At 56.9% G+C, this 22,677-nt stretch carries 21 protein-coding genes and 2 tRNA genes; 21 read left to right on the top strand and 2 right to left on the bottom strand.

Annotated features, from left to right (window positions below; all coding sequences use genetic code 11):
* The first annotated feature begins 48 nt into the window (after positions 1-48).
* The 10 genes from ACJMK0_RS18935 to dmpG all read left to right on the top strand — a co-directional run bounded on the left by ACJMK0_RS18935 (position 49) and on the right by dmpG (position 8,472).
* Positions 49-735 (top strand): PEP-CTERM sorting domain-containing protein, encoded by a 687-nt coding sequence (locus ACJMK0_RS18935; RefSeq protein ID WP_405240808.1) that lies wholly within the window; start codon positions 49-51, stop codon positions 733-735.
* 151 nt (positions 736-886) lie between these two features.
* Positions 887-2,302: a glutamate--tRNA ligase gene (gene gltX, locus ACJMK0_RS18930; RefSeq protein ID WP_405240806.1), complete on the top strand. Its 1,416-nt coding sequence runs from the start codon at positions 887-889 to the stop codon at positions 2,300-2,302.
* 110 nt (positions 2,303-2,412) lie between these two features.
* Positions 2,413-2,488, top strand: a tRNA-Ala gene (locus tag ACJMK0_RS18925).
* Between the two features lie 15 nt (positions 2,489-2,503).
* Positions 2,504-2,579 (top strand) — tRNA-Glu (locus ACJMK0_RS18920).
* Between the two features lie 367 nt (positions 2,580-2,946).
* Positions 2,947-3,525 (top strand): hypothetical protein, encoded by a 579-nt coding sequence (locus tag ACJMK0_RS18915; protein WP_405240804.1) that lies wholly within the window; start codon positions 2,947-2,949, stop codon positions 3,523-3,525.
* Between the two features lie 107 nt (positions 3,526-3,632).
* Positions 3,633-3,764: a hypothetical protein gene (locus tag ACJMK0_RS18910; RefSeq protein WP_405240802.1), complete on the top strand. Its 132-nt coding sequence runs from the start codon at positions 3,633-3,635 to the stop codon at positions 3,762-3,764.
* Between the two features lie 757 nt (positions 3,765-4,521).
* Positions 4,522-5,346 (top strand): HAD hydrolase family protein, encoded by an 825-nt coding sequence (locus ACJMK0_RS18905; protein WP_405240801.1) that lies wholly within the window; start codon positions 4,522-4,524, stop codon positions 5,344-5,346.
* 258 nt (positions 5,347-5,604) lie between these two features.
* On the top strand, positions 5,605-6,393 hold the full coding sequence (locus tag ACJMK0_RS18900; RefSeq protein WP_405240799.1) for a 2-keto-4-pentenoate hydratase: 789 nt from the start codon (positions 5,605-5,607) through the stop codon (positions 6,391-6,393).
* A gap of 28 nt (positions 6,394-6,421) precedes the next feature.
* Positions 6,422-7,384 carry an acetaldehyde dehydrogenase (acetylating) gene (locus ACJMK0_RS18895; RefSeq protein WP_405240797.1) on the top strand — a complete coding sequence of 321 codons (963 nt, stop codon included), beginning with the start codon at positions 6,422-6,424 and terminating at the stop codon, positions 7,382-7,384.
* 17 nt (positions 7,385-7,401) lie between these two features.
* The gene (gene dmpG, locus ACJMK0_RS18890; protein ID WP_405240795.1) at positions 7,402-8,472 is read left to right on the top strand and encodes a 4-hydroxy-2-oxovalerate aldolase; all 1,071 of its coding nucleotides are present in this window, start codon (positions 7,402-7,404) and stop codon (positions 8,470-8,472) included.
* Positions 8,473-8,559: 87 nt separating this feature from the next.
* Here the strand turns inward: dmpG and ACJMK0_RS18885 are convergent, their stop codons facing one another.
* Positions 8,560-9,267, bottom strand: a complete 708-nt coding sequence (locus tag ACJMK0_RS18885) for an aspartate racemase/maleate isomerase family protein (protein WP_405240869.1) — start codon at positions 9,265-9,267, stop codon at positions 8,560-8,562.
* Between the two features lie 218 nt (positions 9,268-9,485).
* Here ACJMK0_RS18885 and ACJMK0_RS18880 point away from each other — a divergent pair, with 218 nt between their 5' ends.
* Together ACJMK0_RS18880 and ACJMK0_RS18875 are read left to right on the top strand one after the other, a co-directional pair.
* Positions 9,486-11,762 (top strand): TonB-dependent receptor, encoded by a 2,277-nt coding sequence (locus ACJMK0_RS18880; protein WP_405240793.1) that lies wholly within the window; start codon positions 9,486-9,488, stop codon positions 11,760-11,762.
* An 82-nt stretch (positions 11,763-11,844) separates the two neighbouring features.
* Positions 11,845-13,281 carry an amidohydrolase family protein gene (locus ACJMK0_RS18875; protein ID WP_405240791.1) on the top strand — a complete coding sequence of 479 codons (1,437 nt, stop codon included), beginning with the start codon at positions 11,845-11,847 and terminating at the stop codon, positions 13,279-13,281.
* Positions 13,282-13,340: 59 nt separating this feature from the next.
* Here ACJMK0_RS18875 and ACJMK0_RS18870 read toward each other — a convergent pair whose 3' ends face one another.
* Positions 13,341-13,634, bottom strand: a complete 294-nt coding sequence (locus tag ACJMK0_RS18870) for a hypothetical protein (protein WP_405240875.1) — start codon at positions 13,632-13,634, stop codon at positions 13,341-13,343.
* On the opposite strand from ACJMK0_RS18870, the gene ACJMK0_RS18865 reads away from it, so the two are divergent.
* From ACJMK0_RS18865 to ACJMK0_RS18825, 9 genes are read left to right on the top strand one after another with little or no spacing between them, the layout of a single operon-like run.
* On the top strand, positions 13,566-14,699 hold the full coding sequence (locus ACJMK0_RS18865; RefSeq protein ID WP_405240867.1) for a metal-dependent hydrolase family protein: 1,134 nt from the start codon (positions 13,566-13,568) through the stop codon (positions 14,697-14,699). The genes ACJMK0_RS18870 and ACJMK0_RS18865 overlap by 69 nt on opposite strands.
* Positions 14,700-14,715: 16 nt before the next feature.
* The gene (gene fabG / locus ACJMK0_RS18860) at positions 14,716-15,477 is read left to right on the top strand and encodes a 3-oxoacyl-ACP reductase FabG (RefSeq protein WP_405240789.1); all 762 of its coding nucleotides are present in this window, start codon (positions 14,716-14,718) and stop codon (positions 15,475-15,477) included.
* A gap of 49 nt (positions 15,478-15,526) precedes the next feature.
* The gene (locus ACJMK0_RS18855) at positions 15,527-16,801 is read left to right on the top strand and encodes a peptidase dimerization domain-containing protein (protein ID WP_405240787.1); all 1,275 of its coding nucleotides are present in this window, start codon (positions 15,527-15,529) and stop codon (positions 16,799-16,801) included.
* Between the two features lie 16 nt (positions 16,802-16,817).
* Positions 16,818-17,933, top strand: a complete 1,116-nt coding sequence (locus tag ACJMK0_RS18850) for a Rieske 2Fe-2S domain-containing protein (RefSeq protein ID WP_405240785.1) — start codon at positions 16,818-16,820, stop codon at positions 17,931-17,933.
* Entirely contained in the window at positions 17,930-18,763 is an 834-nt protein-coding gene (locus tag ACJMK0_RS18845; protein WP_405240783.1) for an alpha/beta fold hydrolase, read from the top strand. Before ACJMK0_RS18850 ends, ACJMK0_RS18845 begins: the two co-directional genes overlap by 4 nt.
* Before the next feature lie 15 nt (positions 18,764-18,778).
* Entirely contained in the window at positions 18,779-19,057 is a 279-nt protein-coding gene (locus ACJMK0_RS18840) for a hypothetical protein (RefSeq protein WP_405240781.1), read from the top strand.
* Positions 19,058-19,059: 2 nt separating this feature from the next.
* A complete protein-coding gene (locus ACJMK0_RS18835; protein WP_405240779.1) occupies positions 19,060-19,878 on the top strand; it encodes a DODA-type extradiol aromatic ring-opening family dioxygenase in 819 nt (272 codons plus the stop codon).
* Positions 19,879-19,903: 25 nt separating this feature from the next.
* Complete coding sequence (locus ACJMK0_RS18830) at positions 19,904-20,992, top strand: ABC transporter ATP-binding protein (protein ID WP_405240777.1); 1,089 nt, start codon at positions 19,904-19,906, stop codon at positions 20,990-20,992.
* Positions 20,993-21,037: 45 nt separating this feature from the next.
* Positions 21,038-22,669, top strand: a complete 1,632-nt coding sequence (locus ACJMK0_RS18825; RefSeq protein ID WP_405240776.1) for an ABC transporter permease — start codon at positions 21,038-21,040, stop codon at positions 22,667-22,669.
* Positions 22,670-22,677: the final 8 nt, after the last annotated feature.

Genomic DNA, 22,677 nt, shown 5'->3' with positions numbered 1-22,677 from the left:
CTGGCAGGGAAAACAGAGAATATAAACATAATGTTAGGAATTGGAACCATGGGCAAGACATTCAGAAACCTGGCGGCCTTGGCTGCCTTCGCGTTTGCCGGTACGGCTTTCGCGGACCCGATCTCAATAAGCGCCGGATGCCCGGGCGATACGGATTGCGATGCGACCGTAGATGACACCTACAGCTTCTTGTGGACCGTGGCCGGTGGTACGGGTAACGAGACGGATGGATTTACAACGTTCGACGTCACGCTCGAAAACACCTCGCCGGACACCACGCCGGAGGCGCTCATAGACGCGTTTGCCTTTAATCTGGCGGAGGACTTCCTCGAGACGGAACTTACGTTCAGTGACGTTACGCCTGACTCATGGGAGGTCACGTACGCGACGGGCGGAATCAAGTTCGATTATGTAGGCGACACTCAGGGCACGCCTGCTAATCGTTTGGGCTCTGGTGACATATTGTCGTTCACCATGAATTTCACCAGCGCACAGACGTACGACCTGTTCCTGAACGCAGGAGCATCGTCCGGTTCCGGTTTTGGCGGCGGTGAAGACTCCGGACAAGTCTGCGTGAGTTTCCAGCAGCTTGGTGGCGGTGGTGGACAGAGTGACCTGGTTTGCGGTGAGTACGGAGACACCCCGACGAAGGTGTCGGAGCCCGCAACGCTCGGTCTGCTCGGACTTGGCCTCCTCGGCGTTGGATTCGTCCGTCGCCGTCGGCTTGCCGCCTGACGTCTGACAGCCCTTTTCCGGCCTGCCTCAAGCCCCGGTCTTTGACCGGGGCTTTTTCTTGTCCGTAGGAGGGCCTTCAGGCCCGATTCTCCATTCAATCGGGCCTGAAGGCCCTCCTACATGTCGTGCAGGCGTGTAAAATCTCCGCCCCATGAACGTACGCACCCGCTTCGCCCCCAGCCCTACCGGCACCCTGCACATCGGCAGCGTCCGCACGGCCCTCTTCAGCTGGCTCTATGCCCGCCACCACGCCGGCCAGTTCGTCCTGCGCATCGAGGACACGGACAAGGAGCGCTCCACGCCCGAGAACGTGGACGCCATCCTCGATGGGATGGCCTGGCTCGGCCTGGACGCCGACGAGGGGCCTTACTTCCAGAGCCAGCGCATGGAGCGCTACGAGGCCGTCATCGAGCGCTTCCTCGAAGAAGGCCACGCTTACCGTTGCTACTGCACGAAGGAGGAACTGGAGGAGCTCAGGGCGGAGCAGATGCGCAACGGCGTCAAGACCCGGTACGACGGCCGCTGCCGGTCGCGCACCGAGCCGCGGGAGGGTGTAAACCCGGTCGTCCGGTTCAGGAATCCGCAGGACGGCGTCGTCGTGGTCGACGACAAGGTCCGCGGCCGGGTCGTCTTCCAGAATGCCGAACTGGACGACCTCATCATCGCCCGCTCCGACGGCAGCCCCACCTACAACTTCACCGTGATCGTGGACGATCACGATATGGAGATCACCCACGTCATCCGCGGGGACGACCACCTGAACAACACGCCTCGGCAGATGAACATGCTGCGGGCTATGGGCGTGGAGCCGCCGGTCTATGCCCACTTGCCGATGATTCTCGGTGAGGACGGAGCGAAGCTCTCCAAGCGCCACGGGGCGGTGGATGTGCGCGAGTACCGGGCGGAGGGCTACCTGCCCGAGGCGTTGCTGAATTATCTCGTGCGCCTGGGCTGGTCCCACGGCGACCAGGAGGTGTTCACGATCGACGAGATGATCGAACTCTTCGACATCGCCGACGTGAACCACTCGGCCTCCGCCTTCAACCCGGAGAAGCTCCGCTGGCTCGACCAGCAGCACATCATCGCCATGCGGTCGGAGGAGCTGGGGCATCGGCTGCTGCCGTATCTCCGCCAGGCGGGGCTGGACGTCGAAAATGGTCCGGATCCGGTGGAGGTCGCCCGGGCCTACCGTGAGCGGGCGGACACGTTGCTGCACATGGCGGCGAGCGCCCGCTATTGCTACGAGGACTTCGACGAAATCGAGCCGACATCGGCCAAAAAGCACCTGCGGCCGGTCGTGCTCGAGCCGATGAAAGAGGCCCGCAACCGCCTGGCGGAGCTGCTGGACTGGACCGCGGACGCCATCAACCGGGTCATCAACGAGAGCGCCGAGGCCTATGGCATCAACATGGGCAAGCTGGGGCAGCCTATCAGGGTGGCCGTGACCGGCGGACCGGTGTCACCGCCCATCGACGTGACCGCGGCGCTCATAGGCCAGGAGCGGACGCTGGCGCGGCTGGATCATGCCATCAATCTCATTGAGGCCCGGGCGGCGGCGCAGGGGTAGCCATCCCGACCGATGGAGCCTGATTTTGCAGCGTTTTTTCAGGCTAAGGTGTTGATTCGGCGGCTTTCCTTGACACCCTGTGAGGGGTGCCTTAAAGTTCCGCGCTTCGTGGGGCCATAGCTCAGCTGGGAGAGCGCTTGCATGGCATGCAAGAGGTCGGCGGTTCGATCCCGCCTGGCTCCACCAAAGTCACTTCCGAGTGTCCCCATCGTCTAGAGGCCTAGGACACCGCCCTTTCACGGCGGCAACCGGGGTTCGAATCCCCGTGGGGACGCCATTGATTCTAAAGGGATTTTTCCAAATCCCCGGACCGCAAGAAGACCTCATGTCTCCGCATTGTTCCGAACCGTGGTGATCTAATTAGCCGTAAGGACCCAGCGATGTCCGAACCGCCGGTCCCATATCGACAGTATTACCACCCGAAAGAACAGGTGGATCAGGACAGTGTCCGCGCCCGGCGACGAATTACGGCGTACTTGGCTGGCCTGGAAAGCAGCACCTCAGCCAGCCTTGCGCGGGCCTGCGAGCTCAATCTTGGGGAGCGGCCAGGTTCGATTGGCATGGGTGCGATTGACTGACGCCAGTTTGTGCTTTCTCTGGATGTTTCAGACCTCCTGAGTATACCGACCTACCTGGTCCGGATTATGACGGAAGGCGGTACTAATCCTTCCCAATACGCAGATGCCCAAAGGCTGGTTGCATCCCTGAACCGCATTTTTCGCGATGAAGGGCTGGCCTATTCAGTTGACGAATTTGGTCAGGTCCGAAACATTGTTGATCGAGAGTTTGCAGCCGCAACGGAGTCAACCGCTAAAGCGTTGGATCGTCCCGCGTATGAAACGGCGCGTCAGCATTTTGAGATTGCCCTAAGCGAGTTTGCTGCCATCGAAGGTGACGCCCGCAAGACGGTACGAGAATCGTTCGAGGCTGTGGAGTGCCTCTTCAAGCAAGTCTTTTCAGTCGACCGATTGAATGCTGAAAAGATTCGGAACGCAAAGCCAATGGTAATTGGACTTGGGAAGGACGACTCTCAGCGAGACTTCCTCGAAAATATCCTCGATGCGTTCAGGTCTTGGGTCGATGCGGCGCACAACTACAGGCATTCAAACCCGGAATCGGTTAGAGCGCCGGATCGCGGTGACGTTGTGATTGTAGTCAGCCAAGCTGTTGCATACCTGCGTTGGCTTGTAGACGTGGGTGATCGAATGGCGGAGGCAGAGTGACCGGTTGCCACTTGCTGACTTCGACTCGCGAATTGCAATTTGGCTCCACTTTAGTTTCCTCCGTGATAGAACTTGATAGACACATCACAAGCACGGAGGAAGACACGATGGCGACCACGGACCAATGCATCGACGCGATCCGGAATCTGCCGACGCGGGGCCGGATCGCCCTCGGCGAGATCGTTCGCATCATGCGAGGCCACCCCGACGAAGCAGAGCGCATCGAGCAGGAAATGTGAGCGCGTCACAAGCCGATGGAGATTCTCGAAGGGGCCATACCCGCGGCTCGGCTGAGATCGCATCCTGTCGGCGCACACGCTCGCCGTAGTCAGTGCACCGACTCAGCGAACAGCCGCCAGAGAATCGCCGCCCGGATCATCGCGTCTCCGTCGATCTGGCCGGCGTCCAGTGCCCGCAGGATGATGTCGTTCATGCTGGCAATTTGCGCTCCAGGTGGACGGTCAGCGGTTCGGTAAACTGGAGAAAGGCGGCAGAAATTCGGGGTGAGGTGCGGAATGGCGTTAAAAGGGGTTTATTGAATTCTCCTAAGTCTAGGCCACAAACGCACCGTTTCAGTTTTGGTCCATGTGTTGCGAGCGGCGGTGGTGCGCGCGGTACGGCGGACCAGTGCCAGCCGACCATTCACTCTCCCGGCGAAACATCGAGGGTGTGGCGGATTCATGCACTCTGACCTACTGCAGACTGCGTCGGCGCAAGCGCGATCAGAGTTGGCTGGTGCGTGGCGTCCGCCAAGAGAAAGTCCGGGGCACTGTTGACGCCTTGCTAGACATGTGCGTAAACGCTTGGGGGCGGGGGATATCGACGAGCCCGTTACCGGTCGGCAGTAGCAACTTTGCCAGCGGCGGCGGGACTCGAAACCGAGCAGCGATTTAGGCGCAACGCTGACGACGCAATTGTGACAGGCGTTAGATTAGAATAACGCAAGACAAAAATGGCTGGAAACGCACTCAAACCGACCGAGCAGATGATTTAGAGATGGAGCTCATTGTCTTCGACCTCGACGGCACCCTACTTAATCGGGCGTCCATAATCTCAGACTTCACCAGTGAGACACTGAAGCTCCTGGCCGATCGGGACATCGCGTATACGGTCGCGACGGGGCGTACGTTACACGGCGCCCGGGCGGTGCTCCACGGACACAGTTTCAGGCTGCCGCAGATCTACAAGAATGGGGTGGTGATCTGGCATCCCGACACCCGGCGGCTCTTGAGCGTTGCCACGCTGACGCCTGCCGATCTGGAGCACGTCACGAGCGCCAGCAGAGAACAGGGCTTGACCCCATTCGTATTCGCACTGGGAGAGGGGGACGAGAGCGCCGTGTACCATCCGCCAGCACGGACGCGGGCCGAACGCGAAGTCGTCGCGCAGGTGCGAGTGGAACCGCAGCTGACCGTGCGCGGACTGGACGAGCTGCCGTCGGACGCAATCGTGACACACGTGAATGCTATTGGCGACGCGAACGCCGTCGCCGCTGTGATCGCGAGTATTGAGGATGAGCGACACCTTGTGGGTTACTCCGGAGTCGCTCTAGAAGGCGAGCAGTGGTCCTGGCTGGATATTCATCACAGCCATGCCAGCAAGGGGGGCGCGGTGCAGACGCTGAAAGACCTCCTAGGGCTTGAGCGGGTGATTTGTTTCGGTGATAGCGACAACGACCTCAGTATGTTCGAGGCGGCTGACGAGTGTTATGCACCGGCGAACGCCAACGAACGGATCAAGTCGGTCGCCACGACCGTGATCGGCCATCACGATGACGAGGGCATCGCTCGTTTTTTGCGCGAGCGCTTCTCGCTCAACTAGATTGACCTGACAGCTGCCTGAGCGAGTTGAATCGTTTCAGGATAGTGACACGCCGGTCTCGGGAATCCTGGCCCGTAATGATCATGCACTGCATGCCGGCGGGAGGCAGGGGAGGTCGGAAAGTTGATCTCGATGACGCGTTACGCCGAGTTGGGCGTCTTTCCCGTATACAGGGTGCTTTGTTGCTCCCTCCGCATACATTATGTGTTCGAAGAGCCGCATTTCGCGGCGCTATTGCACTGTTGTTGAGGAGCAGTGATGAGAGTAGATGTTCTGGATCAGCTGGCCGAGGAGCTCTTCGCTGCCGTCACAGAAAGGACAGTTGTTTCCCCCATTAGCCAGCGGTATCCAGAGTGCACAGTGGAGGACGCATACCGCATTTCTCGCACGCTGCTGGACAAGCGCCTTGCGACTGGCGATGAACTCGTTGGCAAAAAGATTGGGGTGACGTCGAAAGGGGTTCAGAAGCAGCTCAACGTCTTTCAACCGGACTTCGGATTCCTGACAAAGAAGATGCAGGTGCCTAGCGGTGCCGAGCTTTCGCATGGACAACGCTTTATCCAACCGCGCGCGGAAGGAGAGATTGCGGTGCGGCTGTCGACCACGCTTCGAGGTCCAGGTGTGACCGACGAAGAGGTCAGAGAGTCTATCGGCTACGTATTCCCTTGCATCGAGTTAGTTGATTCGCGAATCCGTGACTGGCAAATAACGATCATAGACACGGTAGCGGACAACGCGTCATGCGGTGCTTTTGTTCTGGGCGACGCGATCCCTGTGGCCGACGATACGGACTTCGCATCAATGACCGCAATCTTTGAAAAGAATGGCGCACGTATTGCTGCAGGATCCGGGCGGGACGTCATCGGCACACCGATTGGGTCGCTTGCATGGCTGGCCAATACCTTGGGCAGCTATGGTATCGCGCTTGAGCAAGACGACATTGTGCTGACGGGTGCATTGGTTCCCCTCGAGCCGGTGGATGTTGGAGATGAGTTTCACTGGATCGTCGAAGGCCTCGGAGATTGCAGAGTGTCCTTTGGATCGTGAATATCACTGCCGGAGAAAGGTGAGCGGGATGATAGAAGGCAAGCGGCGAGGGGGTGCCGTGGAAGTAGCGATCCTTGGTTCGGGCAATATTGGTACGGACCTACTTCTCAAGCTCCTTCGGTATTCGAAATTGCTTCGACCCACTGTTATGGCGGGTATAGATCCTACGTCCGATGGTCTCGCAAGAGCGGCTAACCATGGGGTGAAAGTTACGGCTGGAGGGATCGACGGCCTGCAGAGCATGGAAGAGTTCAAGAGTGTCGAACTAGTATTCGATGCGACGTCGGCGTCTGCCCATCCTCGACACGCTGAGCTACTCCAAGCAGCCGGTAAGCAGGTTATAGACCTTACGCCAGCGGCACTAGGTCCGTTTGTCGTCCCGGTGGTGAACCTAGGCGAGCATGCAGATGCTCCGAATGTCAATCTTGTGAGTTGCGGCGGACAGGCGACGATCCCGATCGTTAGTGCTATTGCGTCCGTGTCAGAGGTCTATTACGCGGAGATCGTTGCTTCGATCTCATCCAGATCGGCGGGGCCGGGTACTCGGGCAAACATCGATGAGTTCACTGCCACAACAGCGAGAGGGCTGGAAATTGTTGGAAAAGCCCAAAAGGCCAAAGCGATTATCATCCTCAATCCGGCAGAACCACCATTGACGATGCGTGACACGGTGCTAACGATAAGCGCAGGAAAGAACCACCGAGCCATTGAGGCCGCGATCAAGGAAAAGGTGGAACAAGTTCAGACTTATGTGCCGGGTTTCAGGCTGAAGCAGGAAATCCAGTTTGATCATTTTGATGACGAGCATCCTATTGAGATACCGGGTTACGGTACGTATTCAGGGACAAAGACATCAGTGTTTCTTGAAATAGAAGGCAGAGGAGACTATCTGCCTACCTACTCGGGCAATCTCGATATAATGACTGCATCTGCCATGGCGACAGCGGAAAGAATTGCCAGGTCGCGATTCTTGCGCGCGCAGCAGCATTAAGTAAGAGGAGAAAAGAGATGGAAGGCGAGATTGCGGGGCAAAAGCTTTATATACAGGACGTAACCCTCCGAGATGGCATGCATGCTATTCGGCACAGCTACACGATAAAACAGGTTCGAGCGATCACTCGTGCACTGGATCGCGCCCGGGTTGACGCGATTGAGGTAGCGCATGGGGATGGCTTGTCGGGTAGCAGTTTCAACTACGGGTTTGGTGCGGCAACAGACTGGGAGTGGATTGAGGCGGCAGCGGAAGAAATCGAGCACTCTCGGCTTGCGACGTTGATCTTGCCAGGTATCGGTACTATTGATGACCTTCGCCAGGCGTATCGGCTGGGAGTCCGCTCCGTGCGAATTGCGACTCATTGTACGGAAGCGGATATTGCGCGGCAGCATATCGAGACGGCTCGCGAATTGGGCATGGATACTGTGGGATTTTTGATGATGGCTCACATGAGCGAGCCAGCGGAATTGGCTGAGCAGGCCTCTCTGATGGAGAGCTATGGCGCTCACTGTGTCTACGTAACAGATTCTGCAGGTGCCCTTGACATGGATGGTGTTGCCGCGCGATTCCGTGCTTTTGATGAAGTGTTGGACAAACATACGGAGCGTGGCATCCATGCTCACAATAATCTGGGCCTAGGAGTTGCTAATACTATCGTTGCAGTCCAGAACGGTGCGATACGTATCGACGCATCGTTGACCGGAATGGGTGCGGGTGCTGGAAACGCGGCTCTGGAGACTACGATTGCGGCCATTGATCGCAAATCGTGGAATCACGGTACGCGGCTTTTTGATCTGATGGACGCCGCGGAGGAGTTGGTACGTCCTCTTCAGGACCGGCCAGTTCGGGTAGATAGGGAGACACTGTCTCTCGGTTACGCGGGTGTCTATTCGTCGTTCCTTCGGCACGCAGAAGCAGCGTCCAGTCGTTACGGTGTCGACGCCCGGGATATTCTGATCGAAGTGGGCCGGAGAAAGCTAGTCGGCGGGCAGGAGGATATGATCGTGGATATCGCGCTCGACTTGCTCCGCGACAGGAGATCTCCGCTATCGGCAGGCGAGTCGGACGCCGTTGCCCTCAGTTGAGTCGAAGCAAAAGGCTCGCTGTGTTCGCTACCGACTTAAGAGCATCCGCTGCGAGACGCGAACGAGACTTCCGGTAGAAACCATTGCTCAGGGCGTAGCTAAAAGGCGCCCGAAGGACGGGATAGTACGACTGTCCCCGAGTTCTCTGAGGCAGTACCTGATCCAGGCGGGGGTATTTGCGACAATCGTGATAGCGAGTTCATCCTCTAGCTTCTGGATCAAAGGTGTTACGCGCCACTGATTGTTTGGAAGGTAGAGGCAAGCGACTCCGGGGTGAGCGCGAACGGAGTCCAAGATGAAACGGTAGCTCTCCTCTGCAGGCAATTCCCAGCATGCTGTTGAATTCGTTAGGCCGAGGGAAGTCGCACCGATGACCGTCAGCCCAAATTCATCAAGGTGGTCGGACAGTCGAGTTGTTTGATCTGCGGTGAACGGTGCTGCTACGAGTAGGTGCGAGGCACCTACGGTCTTAAATGCCGCGCCGAGGGCATCAAGAATGGTCGCAACCCGACAGGCGACCCGGTCAGAAAGGCGTTTTAGGATCGCGGATCTGTCCGTTTTGTCCGCGTGGGCAAGAAAGAGCTCACCGGTGACCATTAACATGTCGAGATCATCATCGACCGCCACTCCCTCTTCCTGAATCAAGCGTCGCAGCACGCGCTCGAACTCCTCAGAGGTGTAACGAGGCACGCTGAAACCATAGCCCGCCAGCGATATGTCCGCAGGAAGTATGGAGCGAGCGTCCACAAGGCGGGCGGGTATTAGATTCGGAGAGAGTAACCCCAAAGACACCATGGGCATTTGTCCATCGCCATGAACGTACACTGATCGTAGCGTACTTCAAAGAGGGAGACGAATCTGTGTCGTGCCGGAACCAAAGGAACGACATGGCCATTCTTCCAGGCGTGAGCGTCGGGCAGGATGGGAACAACTGCGGAATCCTGTCGTCTTTCTAATACAGGGGGATAACCTGTCTTTGCCTTCCATGGGCAATTTTGAAGCGGGGAGTGACAATGAGCGAAATCGAGAATCGTCTTTTTGCAACAGTAGCCGGCGCAGCTCTCGTGCTATTGGCGTCTGGTGCGATCGCACAAACACCTACGGACGAAGCAGCGTCGGGTGAGGAAGACGCTACGGACCGGGAGCTGACAGAGATTGTCGTAACGGGCGTCCGCCGGCGAGAGACTGTAGCGATCGACACAGGTGCTTCCTTGCAAGTACTGGATGGCGAGCTTTTCAAAGAGATGAACATCCAGGATGTTGAGCAGCTTACATTTTACGCACCCGGCACGACCGTAAATGGCGGCCAAGTGGGTTTCCTGTCCATACGTGGCGTAGGTAATGATTCGTTCTCGGCGGGCACTGAGGGAAGTAGCGCCTTCTTCGTAAACGGTGTCTACAGACCGAGAATCACATCTGTCCTGACAGATGTCATAGATGTTGGGAGGGCGGAAATACTGCGCGGGCCACAGGGCACCCAATTCGGCCGGAATGCTCTTGGCGGTGCAGTAAGTATTACGCAGCGCGCACCCACCGATCAATTTGAAGCGGAATTCGATGCCTCAGCCGGCAATTATGATTTATTCCGCATGCAGGGTGGAATCAGCGGCCCACTGGCTAATACGGGCGCGAAGGGTCGAATTTATGCCATGAAGGAAGAACGCGATGGCTATATCGACAATATCTCACCCGTTGGTGAGGCGCCTCGCGATCTTGATAACAAAGATGTAACTGCCGTCCGCGGCCAACTCGATTTGCCTCTCGCTGAGACAGTTGATCTGGCGCTGCGGGCGGATTGGCTGAAATCACGTGACACGGGTCGGGTTCAGCCAATTACCTCTGGTGATCTGCGGCTTCTGAACCAGGGCGCGATAATTCCATACGATGATATTCGCGCGACCGCACTTGATGTCGAGCCGTTTCAGCGTATCGACGATTGGGGCCTCAGCGCCACAGTCGATGTCGATCTACAGGGTTGGATGGATGGTCTGACGTTAACGTCGCTTTCGTCGTACCGGGAATTTGACAATTTGTTCCAGCTTGACGGCGACCTTACGCAGTTGCCGGCCTCTACGCTGCTCTTCGACCTGACGTCTGAGTACGCCCAGCAGGAGTTTCTCTTCTCGTATGACAGCGGAGGCGCCTGGCAGGGCGTATTCGGGCTGTTCTACTTCTATGAAAATGCCGACTTTGTGTTTGATATTGGGGCGCCCGTAGTTGCCAATACGCCGCCGGAAAACGTGCAAGTCTTGCAAACCGAGTCAGTGCAAACCAATGCGTCGGCTGTATTCACGGATTGGAGCTATGAATTCTCGGAGAAACTCTCCTTCAATTTCGGTGCCCGGTACACCTACGAAGAAAAGAAGCATACGACTCGAGTATTCGTTGGATTGATTAATCCTCCGATCCCGTTCAATGATACCGGTCAGTTGCCGGATGAGGACAGTTGGACTGATGTATCACCGCGGGTCGGCCTAGAATTTAAACCAACCGATAATCAGCTCATCTACGGCCTGGTTTCAAAGGGTTTTACAGCCGGAAACTATTCGCTCGGCCAGCGTGAGCCGGTAGAGCCAGAAACTGGTTACAACTACGAGATTGGTCACAAGGGTGAGTTCCTCGACGGCCGTGTGCAGACGAGCGTGACCCTGTTCTGGATGGAACTGGAAGACTTGCAGGTCGAACTGATCGGCGAAAATGAATTCGACGTCACAACGCCCGTGACGGCGAATATCGGCGAAGCAAGAAACCGCGGTGTGGAGTTCGAGATCCGTGCCTTACCGGCGCCATGGCTATCATTTTCATCGGCTATTACGTATCTTGATGCCGAGTTTCTGAAAGGCTCCGCTGTCATCGAAGTACCTGATGGCTTCCAGGAACTCAGTCTCGATGGTAAGACGCAAACTCAGAGTCCGGAATTATCAGCTAGCACCCGGTTTGAATTTGACCTAGACCCATCTGCAGTCGGTATACCAGGCAGCGCGCGGTTGCGATTGGAGCATCAGTACGTCGACGAATATTTTGCCGGTGGTAATAATCTAGGCGTTCTCAATCGAGAAGCGGACATTATCGAGTCTGTAAATTTGATAAATGTCCGACTTGCTTACACGTTTCCGAACGAGCGGTGGACTGTCGCTGTGGTGGGCAAGAACATTACGGATGAGTTGGTCATATCGCGTCTCACAGGCACTGAAGCAGACTTCCAAACGCAGCCGCCAGATTTGGTGGCGCAGAGTAAGCTACCGCTGGATCCACGGACCTGGCAGATCGCTCTAAGCTACCGATACTAGGTGTTGCCACTGGTCCGCACGCCGTTGCGTACACGGCAGCGGGCGGCGAATACGGCAAAGTCAACTCGTGTGGAGACATCTCATGACAGCCTATAAGTACCCGGCGGCGGTCTTCTCGGTGCCGTTTGGCCGGAGGCGGCGGGTGGTTGTCGTCCCGTTATTGCTAGCATTGATGGGGGCGTCAGTCGCTGGGGCGCATTCATCCGATGAGCCGGCTGCGGCGGTTTCGGCTCGTGCAGATTCTCTGGTGATCCACGTGGGTCGTTTGCTGTCGGTACCGGGAGAGGGTGTTCGAGAACAGCAAACCATTATTGTGGAGGACGGGCGAATAGCAGCGATAGAGGATGGGTACATCTCGCCCGCCGATGCGGGACGCGATGGTGCTGACGTAATCGATCTTTCTACGCGATTCGTTCTACCAGGTTTGATCGATTCGCATGTTCACATTACCAGTACGCCATCTTCCTCCTTCCAGTTGGATCGTGTGACACAGTCCGACGCGCACCGCGCGATTTGGGGCGCCTATAACGCGAAAGTAACTCTTCTAGCCGGTTTCACGACCGTGCGGGACCCCGCTGGATTTCGGGGTGATAGTTTTGACTCAGTGTTCGCTCTGCGTGATGGGATACGCGCAGGGAAGATCCCGGGTCCGCGCTTGCTTGTCGCGGGTCAGGGCGTCGGTTCGCTTGCCTCTCAAGGTGATTTTCTCGGCTACAGACACGAGGTAATGGATCTCTTCGAGGCGCGCTCGATGTGCTCTGGCCCCTACCAGTGCCGCGACGCAGTGCGTTATTTGGTAAAACGGGGAGCAGACTTTATCAAGATGGTGCCTACCGGGTGGGCCACTGGAAGTGAGTCACTGGGAGATCAGATGCACATGTTTCCAGATGAGTTGGAGGCTGTCGTCCAAACGGCGCATCGTTTCGGGCGACGGGTTACCGCTCACGCAACTGGTCTTGAGGGCGCCAAAGCGGCTATTCGGGCGGGTACCGACGCAATTGAGCACGGAAGAGTGCTCGATGCCGAAGCGGTCCGGATGATGGTGGACAATGATGTCTATCTGGTGCCCACGCTGCTCGTCACTACAACCTTTGAGCGCGCATCCTCGAACCGACTCCCTGGATCGGCAAGGAACGTTAGCGCCTCAGAGGGACCGTCCCTTGCGCCGATCGTAGCCAAGTGGTTCGAATCTGTTCGCCTTGCGCATAAGGCGGGCGTCAAGATCGCCTTCGGCACAGATTCCGCTATCACGCCTCATGGGCAGAATGCCGGGGAATTTGCCTTGCTCGTCGAGCGAGTTGGCATGTCGCCGGAAGAGGCAATCATGACGGCGACAGTGCATGCGGCCGCGAATCTCGGACTATCCGATCAGGTCGGAAGGCTCGAGGAGGGTATGTGGGCCGATATTATCGCCGTTGAAGGCAATCCGCTGGAGGATGTTCGATTGCTCGAAGATGTCGATTTCGTTATGCGAGAAGGCATTGCCTACAAAATAGCGGGCCGAGAGCTAGTCCGGTGACTGGCCGATTTGCAGTCGGTGCTGCGGGCGCACCCCGCGCCCATCGGTGTCAACTCAGTCTACGCGCCCGGGTCATAACTGGTGCGTTGCTCATTTTCTTCGGATCGATTGTCGCGGGTAACGTGCGGGCCGAGTGGACGAAGCACGATGACTACATCATCCATGCGGGCCACCTTCTCGCAACGCCGGGCGAAGCCGTCGCTCGAGAGAGAACAATCGTGGTGCTGGACGGAGAGGTCGTATCCGTTGAAACGGGCTATAGGGATCCGCGACAGATAGCGCACGTGCCGACGGACGTGCGCGTCCTGGATCTTAGGGAACATTTCGTGTTGCCTGGCCTCATTGATGCGCATGTGCACATAACCTCGGAGTCCGGTCCCGGGTTTAAGCTCCGGAGAGTGGTGCAGAGTGGGCATGATCAGGTCATCAGCGGCGTGATGAATGCCAGAACGACGTTATTGGCGGGTTTCACAACCGTACGCGATACAGCGGGTTTCCGCGGAAATGATTTCGAGGCAGTGTTCGCCCTTCGTGATGGCATTGCCGACGGAAAGGTTGCGGGCCCCAGGCTATTAGTCGCCGGTCAAGGAATCGGTCCGACGGCTGGGCATGGCGACTTTCTTGGTTATCGGCCGGACATCCTGAAGTTATTGCGCCCACCCAGCCTTTGCGATGGCGCAGATGAATGCAGGAAGGCCACCCGTTACATGGTCAAGCGAGGCGCAGACTTCATCAAGATCGCCGTGACAGGTGGTGTGACGAGCGAGATCAACGCGGGTCTGGATCAGCAGATGACCGATGACGAAATATCTGCGGTAGTAGAGACGGCACATGCCCTTGGCCGCAAGGTCGCCGCTCATGCCCACGGAAAGAATGGTATCGAAACAGCATTGCGACTGGGTGTGGATTCTATTGAACATGGCACCTTCATGGACGAAAGAACAGCCAAGCTTTTTCGAGAGAAAGGTGTCTTTCTGGTGCCGACTCTTTTGGCACAGAAGGCCGCCGCTGAGCGCGTGGCCAATGACTCGTCCTTGCCGGAGGCAGTCAGGGAGAAGAGCAAGAACCGGAGCGCGACGAAGCGAGATCAGGTCAGGATGGCCTATCGTGAGGGGGTAAAGATGGCATTCGGTACGGACTCCGCTATAAGCCCGCATGGACGTAACGCTGAGGAGTTTGCGTTGCTTGTTGAGGCGGGTGTCCAGCCAATGGATGCGATCAAGATGGCAACGCTGAATGCCGCAGATCTCCTCGGCGTAGAAGCAGTTACCGGATCCATCGTTGAAGGCAAGTCCGCTGACATAATCGCAGTGAAGCGCAATCCGCTAGAAGATATCCGCGCTCTGGAGGATGTGGCATTCGTTATGAAGGAGGGGATCGTCTACAAACCGTGCGATTGCGGGGATCCCTCAGAGTGAAGCGCGGAAACGACCAGTGAACCTCGTCGGGAAAGTTGCTCTGGTGACTGGAGGAGGCCGCGGTATTGGCCGGCAAATCGCCGTGGATCTCGCCTGCGCGGGTGCTGAGGTAGTCGTCAACTATCGCGCGTCGGAGATAGCGGCGCAGGAGACCGCAGCCCAGGTTGCGCGACAATCTGGCAAGAAGTCGGGGGCCATGTGTGTCCAGGCTGACGTTAGGGATTCGGCGCAGGTAGATCAAATGTTTCGCGCCGTCGAGCAGTCTCTGGGGACGGTAGATATCTTGGTGAACAACGCTGGCGTTACCGGGCCACGTATGTTGTTCGAGGACATGAGTCTGAGCGATTTTCAGCGTGTGCTGATGGACAACCTGAATGGCGTTTATCTCTGCACGCAGCGCGCTTTGCCAGGTATGAAATCCAAGGGACTAGGACGCATCATTAATCTCTCTTCCAGTGCGGCTCGTACCGGTGGAAACCCCGGGATTGCTGGCTATGCAGCTGCGAAGGCAGCGATTAGTAGCTTGACGCGTACGTTAGCCAAGGAGCTAGCCGCTCACGGCGTAACCGTGAATGCCGTCGCCCCGGGTGTTATCGCTACGGATATGCATGCGAATACTAGTCCCGATCTCATGGAACGTTTAAAGGCGAAGATCCCGGTTGGACGGATTGGCAAGCCAGAAGATATCGGCCCGGCTGTGGCACTGCTCGCCAGTGAAGGTGCAGCGTATATCACTGGAGAGGTCCTGGAGATCAATGGCGGACTTGTTATGGACTGACACCAAGGTCCGGACGGAAATAATGACAGACAGGGTAAAGAGACAGGAGGTGGATGAGCTGGCCGAACGCGTTTGGCAGACCGTTCGCCCCCAAGAGTTGATAGAACTGCTAATGGGAATGGTCGATATCCCGAGTCCCTCGGGCGATGAACTGCCCTTGGCTCATTTCCTAGTTGACCACATGCGCCAAAATGATATCGAAGCCACAGTGCAAGCGATTGGCGAGAATCAGGCCAATGCCATTGGCAGGATTCGAGGTGGCGGCGACGGCCAGAGCCTCCTCTTCTACTCGCCGATCGACACGGCCTTCAGCGGTGACCCCGCGGAGGACGGTGACAATATCGATCTCGAAAAACGACAGGATCAGATTCCGAAGGCACGACTTGTCGATAATGTCGTATCTGGACTTGGCGCACACAACCCGAAGGGCCATGCGGCGAGCGCCGTCATGGCGGCAGTCGCTCTGCGCCGAGCCAATATCGGGCTAGCAGGGGATCTGAGTCTGGGGATGTGCGGAGGCGGTATGCCAACGGCACCGCGACCATCCCAGCCACCAGATATCGAGGTAGGGCATGGAATCGGTTGTCATCGCTTACTCCAATACGGCGGGATACCGGACCGGGCGATTGTGGCCAAACCCGGTCCGGTGGCATTTGAGGAGGTCGGTGTCACCTGGTTCCGGATTCGTGTGCGGGGGATCCTCGGTTATGCAGGCACGAGGCATGTCGTCAAGCACCGGAATCCGATCATCGAGGCAGCTCGAGTGGTGGAAAGGCTCGAGAACTGGTTTAGCGAGTACTCTGAACGACATCGATCCGGATCCGTCGCTCCCCAAGGGAGCATCGGGGCAGTGCGCTCAGGGTGGCAGTACAAGCCAACCTTCATTGGAGAGTGGTGTGATCTCTATATAGACCTTCGCGTCAGTCCCCGGACGAGTCTGCAACAAGTGCGACGCGAGGTCGAGCAGGCGGTGAGCAAGATTGCTGAGGAATTGGGTGACATAGAGATCGTACCGGAGATGCTGTTCGGAATTCCGGGCAGCCATACGGACGCCAACGATTCGGTCGTAAAGGCCACCATTGCCGCGTGGGAGTATGCGAATGAGAAGGGCTACGAGGCGCCCAAGGGCGGTAGCGGGGCGACTGAAGCGAATGTATTGCGTCTCTGGGGAGTGCCGACCGCGCGTGTCGGCATGCCTCCCCCACCACACCCGCTAGAGTACTCTGGGCAGTTCTCCATGGGTGAAGCTCATTTGAGCAGTCTGGAAACGCTATGTCGGACGCTCATCCATGCGGCGCTCACTTTGTGTGTGGCGAATCACTGAGATCTCGGGAGGATATATGTCGCAGCCGGTTCTGGACGAAGAAGAGCTGTACGAGCACCAGGTAACAGGGTTCAAGAAAGGAAGAACCCGTTTCCCGCGTTACGATTCGGCAGCGCTTGGTTTTAGAGAATATTGGTATCCGGTCATGTTCGGCCGCTCGCTGAAAGAGAGCAAGGGCCAAGGCATCACGTTATTGGGCCGACGGATCGCGTTCTTCCGCAGCGAGGGCAAAGCCTACGCAATCGAAAATCGCTGTGCTCATCGAGGCGTCCCGCTCGATGGCAGTTTTTGCGACTTTGCGGGAACTATTAGCTGTCCGTACCACGGCTGGGTCTACGAATTGGAATCCGGCAAGGTGGTCGCTGCCCTGACTGACGGGCCAGATTCAAGGGTCGCTAAGGCCGACGTCAGTGTGCGCACGTACCCAGTCAAAGAGCTAGGCGGTCTCATCTGGGTGTTTTTGGGAGATGGGGATCCACACCCGCTATCCGAAGATATACCGGAGGAGTTTCTGGCTAAAGACGCCAGGATTGTCGGTCGTGTTACAGAGCGACCTGGTGACTGGCGACACGCTGCAGAGAACGGCTATGACGAAGGGCACGTGAAATATCTGCACCGCAGGGGAGTTTGGACGTTTTGGAGACGCGCGCCTGCCTGGGGCTATTCGGAACCGGTGGTAGACGAGAACAGCAAGTGGCTCACCCGGACGGTCAAGGAGCTTGGGTGGGAGGGTGAGTACCCGGGCCTCGGGCGTTGGCCGAAACGCAATTTCTGGCGCTGGCGACCAGGCGCCAGAGGGATTCGGATTCGGTTACCTGGCACCCTCCGCGTGCAATACGCCAACTGGGCTCACTATGAGTGGTATGTGCCGACTACGGAAGGAAATCATCGTTACCTTCAATTCATCGTCAAGCGTACTGGAGGCGTGGGAGCGCTCTGGCTAAAGATGAAGTACGCTTTGTACATCAAACCTTTCTTTCACACGCAATTCAACAACCAAGATGCCTGGATGGTTGAGGGAATGGAAACACCGCCGGAGATACTTTATCGGCCGGACCAATCGATTGTGAGTTGGCGGCGTTTCGTAGAGAAAAACGCCAGATTAGATCCGGAGACTGAGGGGCAAAAATGACGTATACGGAAGAGGCGACCAGTAAGTTCGTAAACGCCGGCGGAGTAAAGCTGCACTACCATGACGTCGGCGCAGGGGAGCCGGTGATCTGCCTGCACGGCGGTGGTCCCGGCGCGGCCGGGTGGAGCAATTTTTCGAAAAACATTGATGCGATCGCGAGTGAGTTTCGAATGTTGATCATCGATATGCCTCAGTTCGGCCGCAGTGAGATGGTCGTCAACGAGACAGAGGGTCGCCTCAGCTTCACCGCTCGGATAGTAGCAGCGTTCATGGATGAGCTCGGTATAGAGCAGGCCGACTTCATTGGCAATTCGATCGGTGCGCAGAGCATCATGCGCCTCTGCATTGATTCGCCCGAACGGGTAAAGAAGCATATTGCGGTGGGTAACAATGCGGCGGCACCATTGAGTTTTTTTCAACCCCGTCCCCAGGAAGGCATCAAGCTGATCATTGACTACTACAACGACGAGGGCCCATCAATGGAGAAGATGGAGCGAATATTACGCACCCTCGTTTATGATCAACGGCATATATCTCCGGAGATCGTCAAGGAGCGTTACGAGATGAGCGCACGGCCGGAGACAGTGGAGTTATGGACCAAACATCATCCTCCGCGGGAAGAAGTGGCTCATGAGTTGCGGAAGGTGGAAGCGGAGACACTTATGATCTGGGGCAGCGAAGATCGTTTCTCTTCTCTTGACAGCGGTTTGATCCAGCTCAAGCTGCTCCAGAATTCGCGATTGCACATATTTCCGCGGTGCGGGCACTGGGCTCAGATAGAGAGAGCAGACGAGTTCAATGAATTGTCGCTCGCCTTCCTGAAGCGCTGAATTCGTGGAGAATTTGTGAGCGAATATCAGCTGAACAAAGTCGTGTTCGAACTCACCAAGCGGGTAGATCGCGAGCATCTGCTCGCGAATCTCGATGAGTTCCTACGCGATTATTCTTTGACTGAAGAGGAAAGGCGGGCGCTGCTGGCGCAGCAGTTCGGGGAATTGCGCAAGCTCGGCCTATTGCCGAACCTGGTGTTTCGCTATTTCCGACTGTGTGGTCATCCCGTGAGCGAATTCCGTGACCGGATGGTTCGGACGGTGGTTAGCGCGACCGGCGACGAGCGAAGCTGAGGATGGCAAATCTAGTTTTCGGCGCCGCCACGTCTCATCTCGCAATGGTTCTGAATGAGCCGACCGGGGAAGAGACGGAACGCATTGCGAGATTTCGGGCCGGCTTCACCCGGCTCCGCGAGGGAATCCACGATCAAGCAGTAGATGTACTGGTCGTCGTCTCAGGGGAGCACATCAATAAGTTCTTTCTCGACAATATGCCGGCGTTCGCCGTGGGGATGGCAGACTCCTACTGGGGACCGGTCGAGGAGCTTCCAATAGAGAAACGCGTCGCGCGAGGCACGCCGTCCCTATCGCGTGTCATTCTGGAGACGGGGCTGGCTGGCCAGATCGACTGGGCGCGTGTGGAAGAGTGGGATCTGGATCACGGAATCATGGTTCCATTGCATTTCCTGGACCCCTCAGCGGATATGTCGATAGTACCGATATTCGTCAATACCTCTATTCCGCCTTACCCCACTCTACGCCGATGTCGTGAGGTAGGCAGAAGTCTGCGAGATGCTGTTACGGCGTGGCCGGAGCACGTGAACGTGGCTATCGTCGCGTGCGGTGGGTTATCGCATTCCCCGGGCGACTTCCGAATGGGCTACATTGACGAAGCGTTCGATATGAACTTTCTGCGCCTGCTAGAAAAGCCAGACTTGGAGGCTGTGGTCAATATGCCCGAAGAACGAATAGAGGCGGCAGGTTCATCGGCGGGGGAAATCCGTGCATGGGTGATATTGGCAGCGGCTTTCGAAGGCACTCCACTGCAGAATCTCCTCTACGAACCGATTTCCCGATTTGGTACCGGATGCGCCCAAGGGCTTTACCGGCCTTGAGACAACTAATTCCGCGGACAGCACCATGAAGCCGATTCTGGAAGTCACGGGCGTGTCAAAGAGTTACGGATCGGCGACTGCAGTCAAAGATGTTTCGTTTGGCGTTGGGGCCGGCGAGGTCCTTACCCTACTCGGGCGGAGCGGCTGCGGAAAGAGCACGACCCTGCGGCTCGTGGCAGGTCTGGAGAGTCCAGATACCGGGTCGATCTCACTCAGGGATCGTGTTGTCGCAGATGTAGCGTCGAATACCTTTGTTCCTGCCGAGAAGCGCAGGATTGGCTTGGTCTTCCAGTCGTATGCGGTCTGGCCGCATATGACCGTAGCTGAGAATATTGCGTATCCCCTTAAGGTCCGTCGGACTTCGCGAGCGGAGATAGCGGACAAGGTTTCGTCGGTGGCGAATCTGGTGGGCCTGCATGATTACTTGCACCGACCGGGAACGAAACTGAGCGGGGGGCAGCAACAACGAGTCGCACTGGCTCGGGCGTTGGTTGGTGAGCCTGATTTGCTGCTGTTGGATGAGCCGTTTTCGAATCTTGATACGGAGTTGCGCGAGGAACTCCGCCATCAGATGAAGGCGATCCAGAAGAGGCTGAACATGTCCGTGCTCTACGTGACGCACGATCAGACTGAAGCAATGGATTTGTCTGATACCGTAGTGGTCATGTACAACGGCGACATCCAGCAGATTGGTACGCCTCGTCAAATATACGAGGAGCCCGCGAATTTTTTCATTCAGCGGTTTGTTGGAAGAATAATATTACTTGAAGGCACTGTTACTTCGCCAGGTAATGACCACGTAATCATCCGCCTCTTAGAGGGGATTGATATCGCACTTCCTGAGTCTCGCAGTGACCTGACCGTGGGCGAATCTGTGCGTGTAGCAGTGCGGCCGGAAGACTCGCGAGTATCCTCGGAACCTTCGAAGACGCTGGTGTCGATACCGGCGACAGTGTCGGAGGTTAGTTACGTAGGTCACAGTAAAGAATGCAAGGTGGAGACTGGCGGGAACACGAACACCGTACCCCTCGGAAAGAACGAGCGAGTCAAGCCCGGTGACCGGTTCTTCATCTTGGCAGAGCCGGAGTATGTAACGGTCTGGCCAAAGCGCTAGTCGCCTTTAGTGATTGTCATGCGGATCCAACAGCAAACTCTTGGCTTGACGACTCTCGCCTTGGTCGGTTTGGTCACCTTGGGTCCAATAGCGGTAGTCATCGGAGGTGGAGCCGATCTGGCGGCGCTCGCGGGGGTTTTCACTGGCGCAGAATCTCGCGAGGCACTCGGATACAGTCTCTTGCTCGCTCTGCGAGCACCTTTCGCCGCGATCATAGGTTTTGCGATCGCATGGGCGCTTATCCGCTTCCCGATACCCGGCGCCCGGTTTCTCGAAGGGTCGTTCTGGCTCGCTTTTATGCTCCCCGTTCTTCCGCTTACCCTCGGATGGACCATGCTGCTGGATGGCTATGATGGGTTGGTGAATACATGGCTCATGCGCCTGCCTCTGATTTCCGAGCCAGTATTCGATATCCAGTCACTGGAAGGTATTCTGTGGGTTCACATGACGGCGAGCACGGTGCCTGTGATGATCATTTTACTGGGCCCGGCAATCCGTCAGCTGGACGGATCTCTGGAAGAAGCGGCACGCGTAAGCGGGGCCTCACCTCGCAGAGTCTTGGGTAGTATAACGATTCCGCTGCTTTCGTCTGCGATCCTGACGGGGACCATACTCGGATTCATCAGGGGCCTTGAGGCTTTTGAAGTGGAGCAATTTCTGGGTGCGCCGGCCGGTATCAGTGTCTATACAACACGCGTATTCGATCTAGCAAACTGGCAACCTCCGCGATTCGAGGAGGCGATGGCCTTGAGCACTGTAGTTCTGGTCTTTCTTGCAGGGCTTGCTTTATTGCATCGTCGGATCGTCGAGAGGAATACCTATGCGACCGTTCTGGGCCGTGGCGGCGGATCCGGGCAGTTATCCTTGGGACGATTAGGTCGCTATGCGATTACCGGCGCGTTATTTTTGACCGTTGGTCTGTCGTCGCTAGTCCCTACCGGTGTGTTGTTGCTCGGCTCCTTCATGACACTTTTCGGATTCTTTGGTATCGAAGATCCTCTCACGCTTGATAACTGGCGTGCGATTTTCTCGGACCCGACTTTCTTCAGCGCACTCGGTAACTCGCTGGTCATAGCGTTTGGTGCGGGTTTCCTTGGCATCCTCATCTACTCGGTGCTCGCCTACCTAATCGCTCGGAGTCAGTTGAGTTTCAGGGGTACTCTCGATTTCCTAACCTGGCTTCCGTGGTGTATACCGGGCATCCTTTTGGGGCTCGGTTTCCTTGCGTTGGTGCTGGAAGCTCCCTTCCTTGGCGTACTTTACGGCAGTTTAGGGCTCTTGGTAATCGCCATTGTGATCAGCCAGCTCCCATTGGGAGTGAGCATGATGAAGACGGCTATTGGCCAAATTGATCAGGAATTGGAGGAGGCCGCAAGTATTGCAGGCGCGAATCGCCTCCGCACCTTCGCCGGTATTGTGATTCCGCTCGTAAGACCTATGCTCGTCAGCGTTTTCGTGCTGGTAGTTATAGCGGGGTTGCGTGACATAAGTACATTGGTTCTGCTGGCGCAACCGAGATCCTTGCCCCTCTCGGTTTTGTTGTTCGAGTATGCGATCAGCGGCTCCAAAGAGGCGGCAGCCGTTGTTGGCATCGTGATTACCGCGATTGTGTTTGTCGCGGCAGCGCTCGCGCGACTATTGGGGTTGGAGGTAACTACGCAGCGTGTCAAAGGTTAAAGTATCGG

The organism is Lentisalinibacter orientalis, from assembly GCF_040706535.1.
Classification (GTDB): Bacteria; Pseudomonadota; Gammaproteobacteria; order Steroidobacterales; family Woeseiaceae; genus Lentisalinibacter; species Lentisalinibacter orientalis.
The sequence above is the reverse complement of the archived record's forward strand: the minus strand, read 5'-3'. Positions and strand labels throughout refer to the sequence as shown.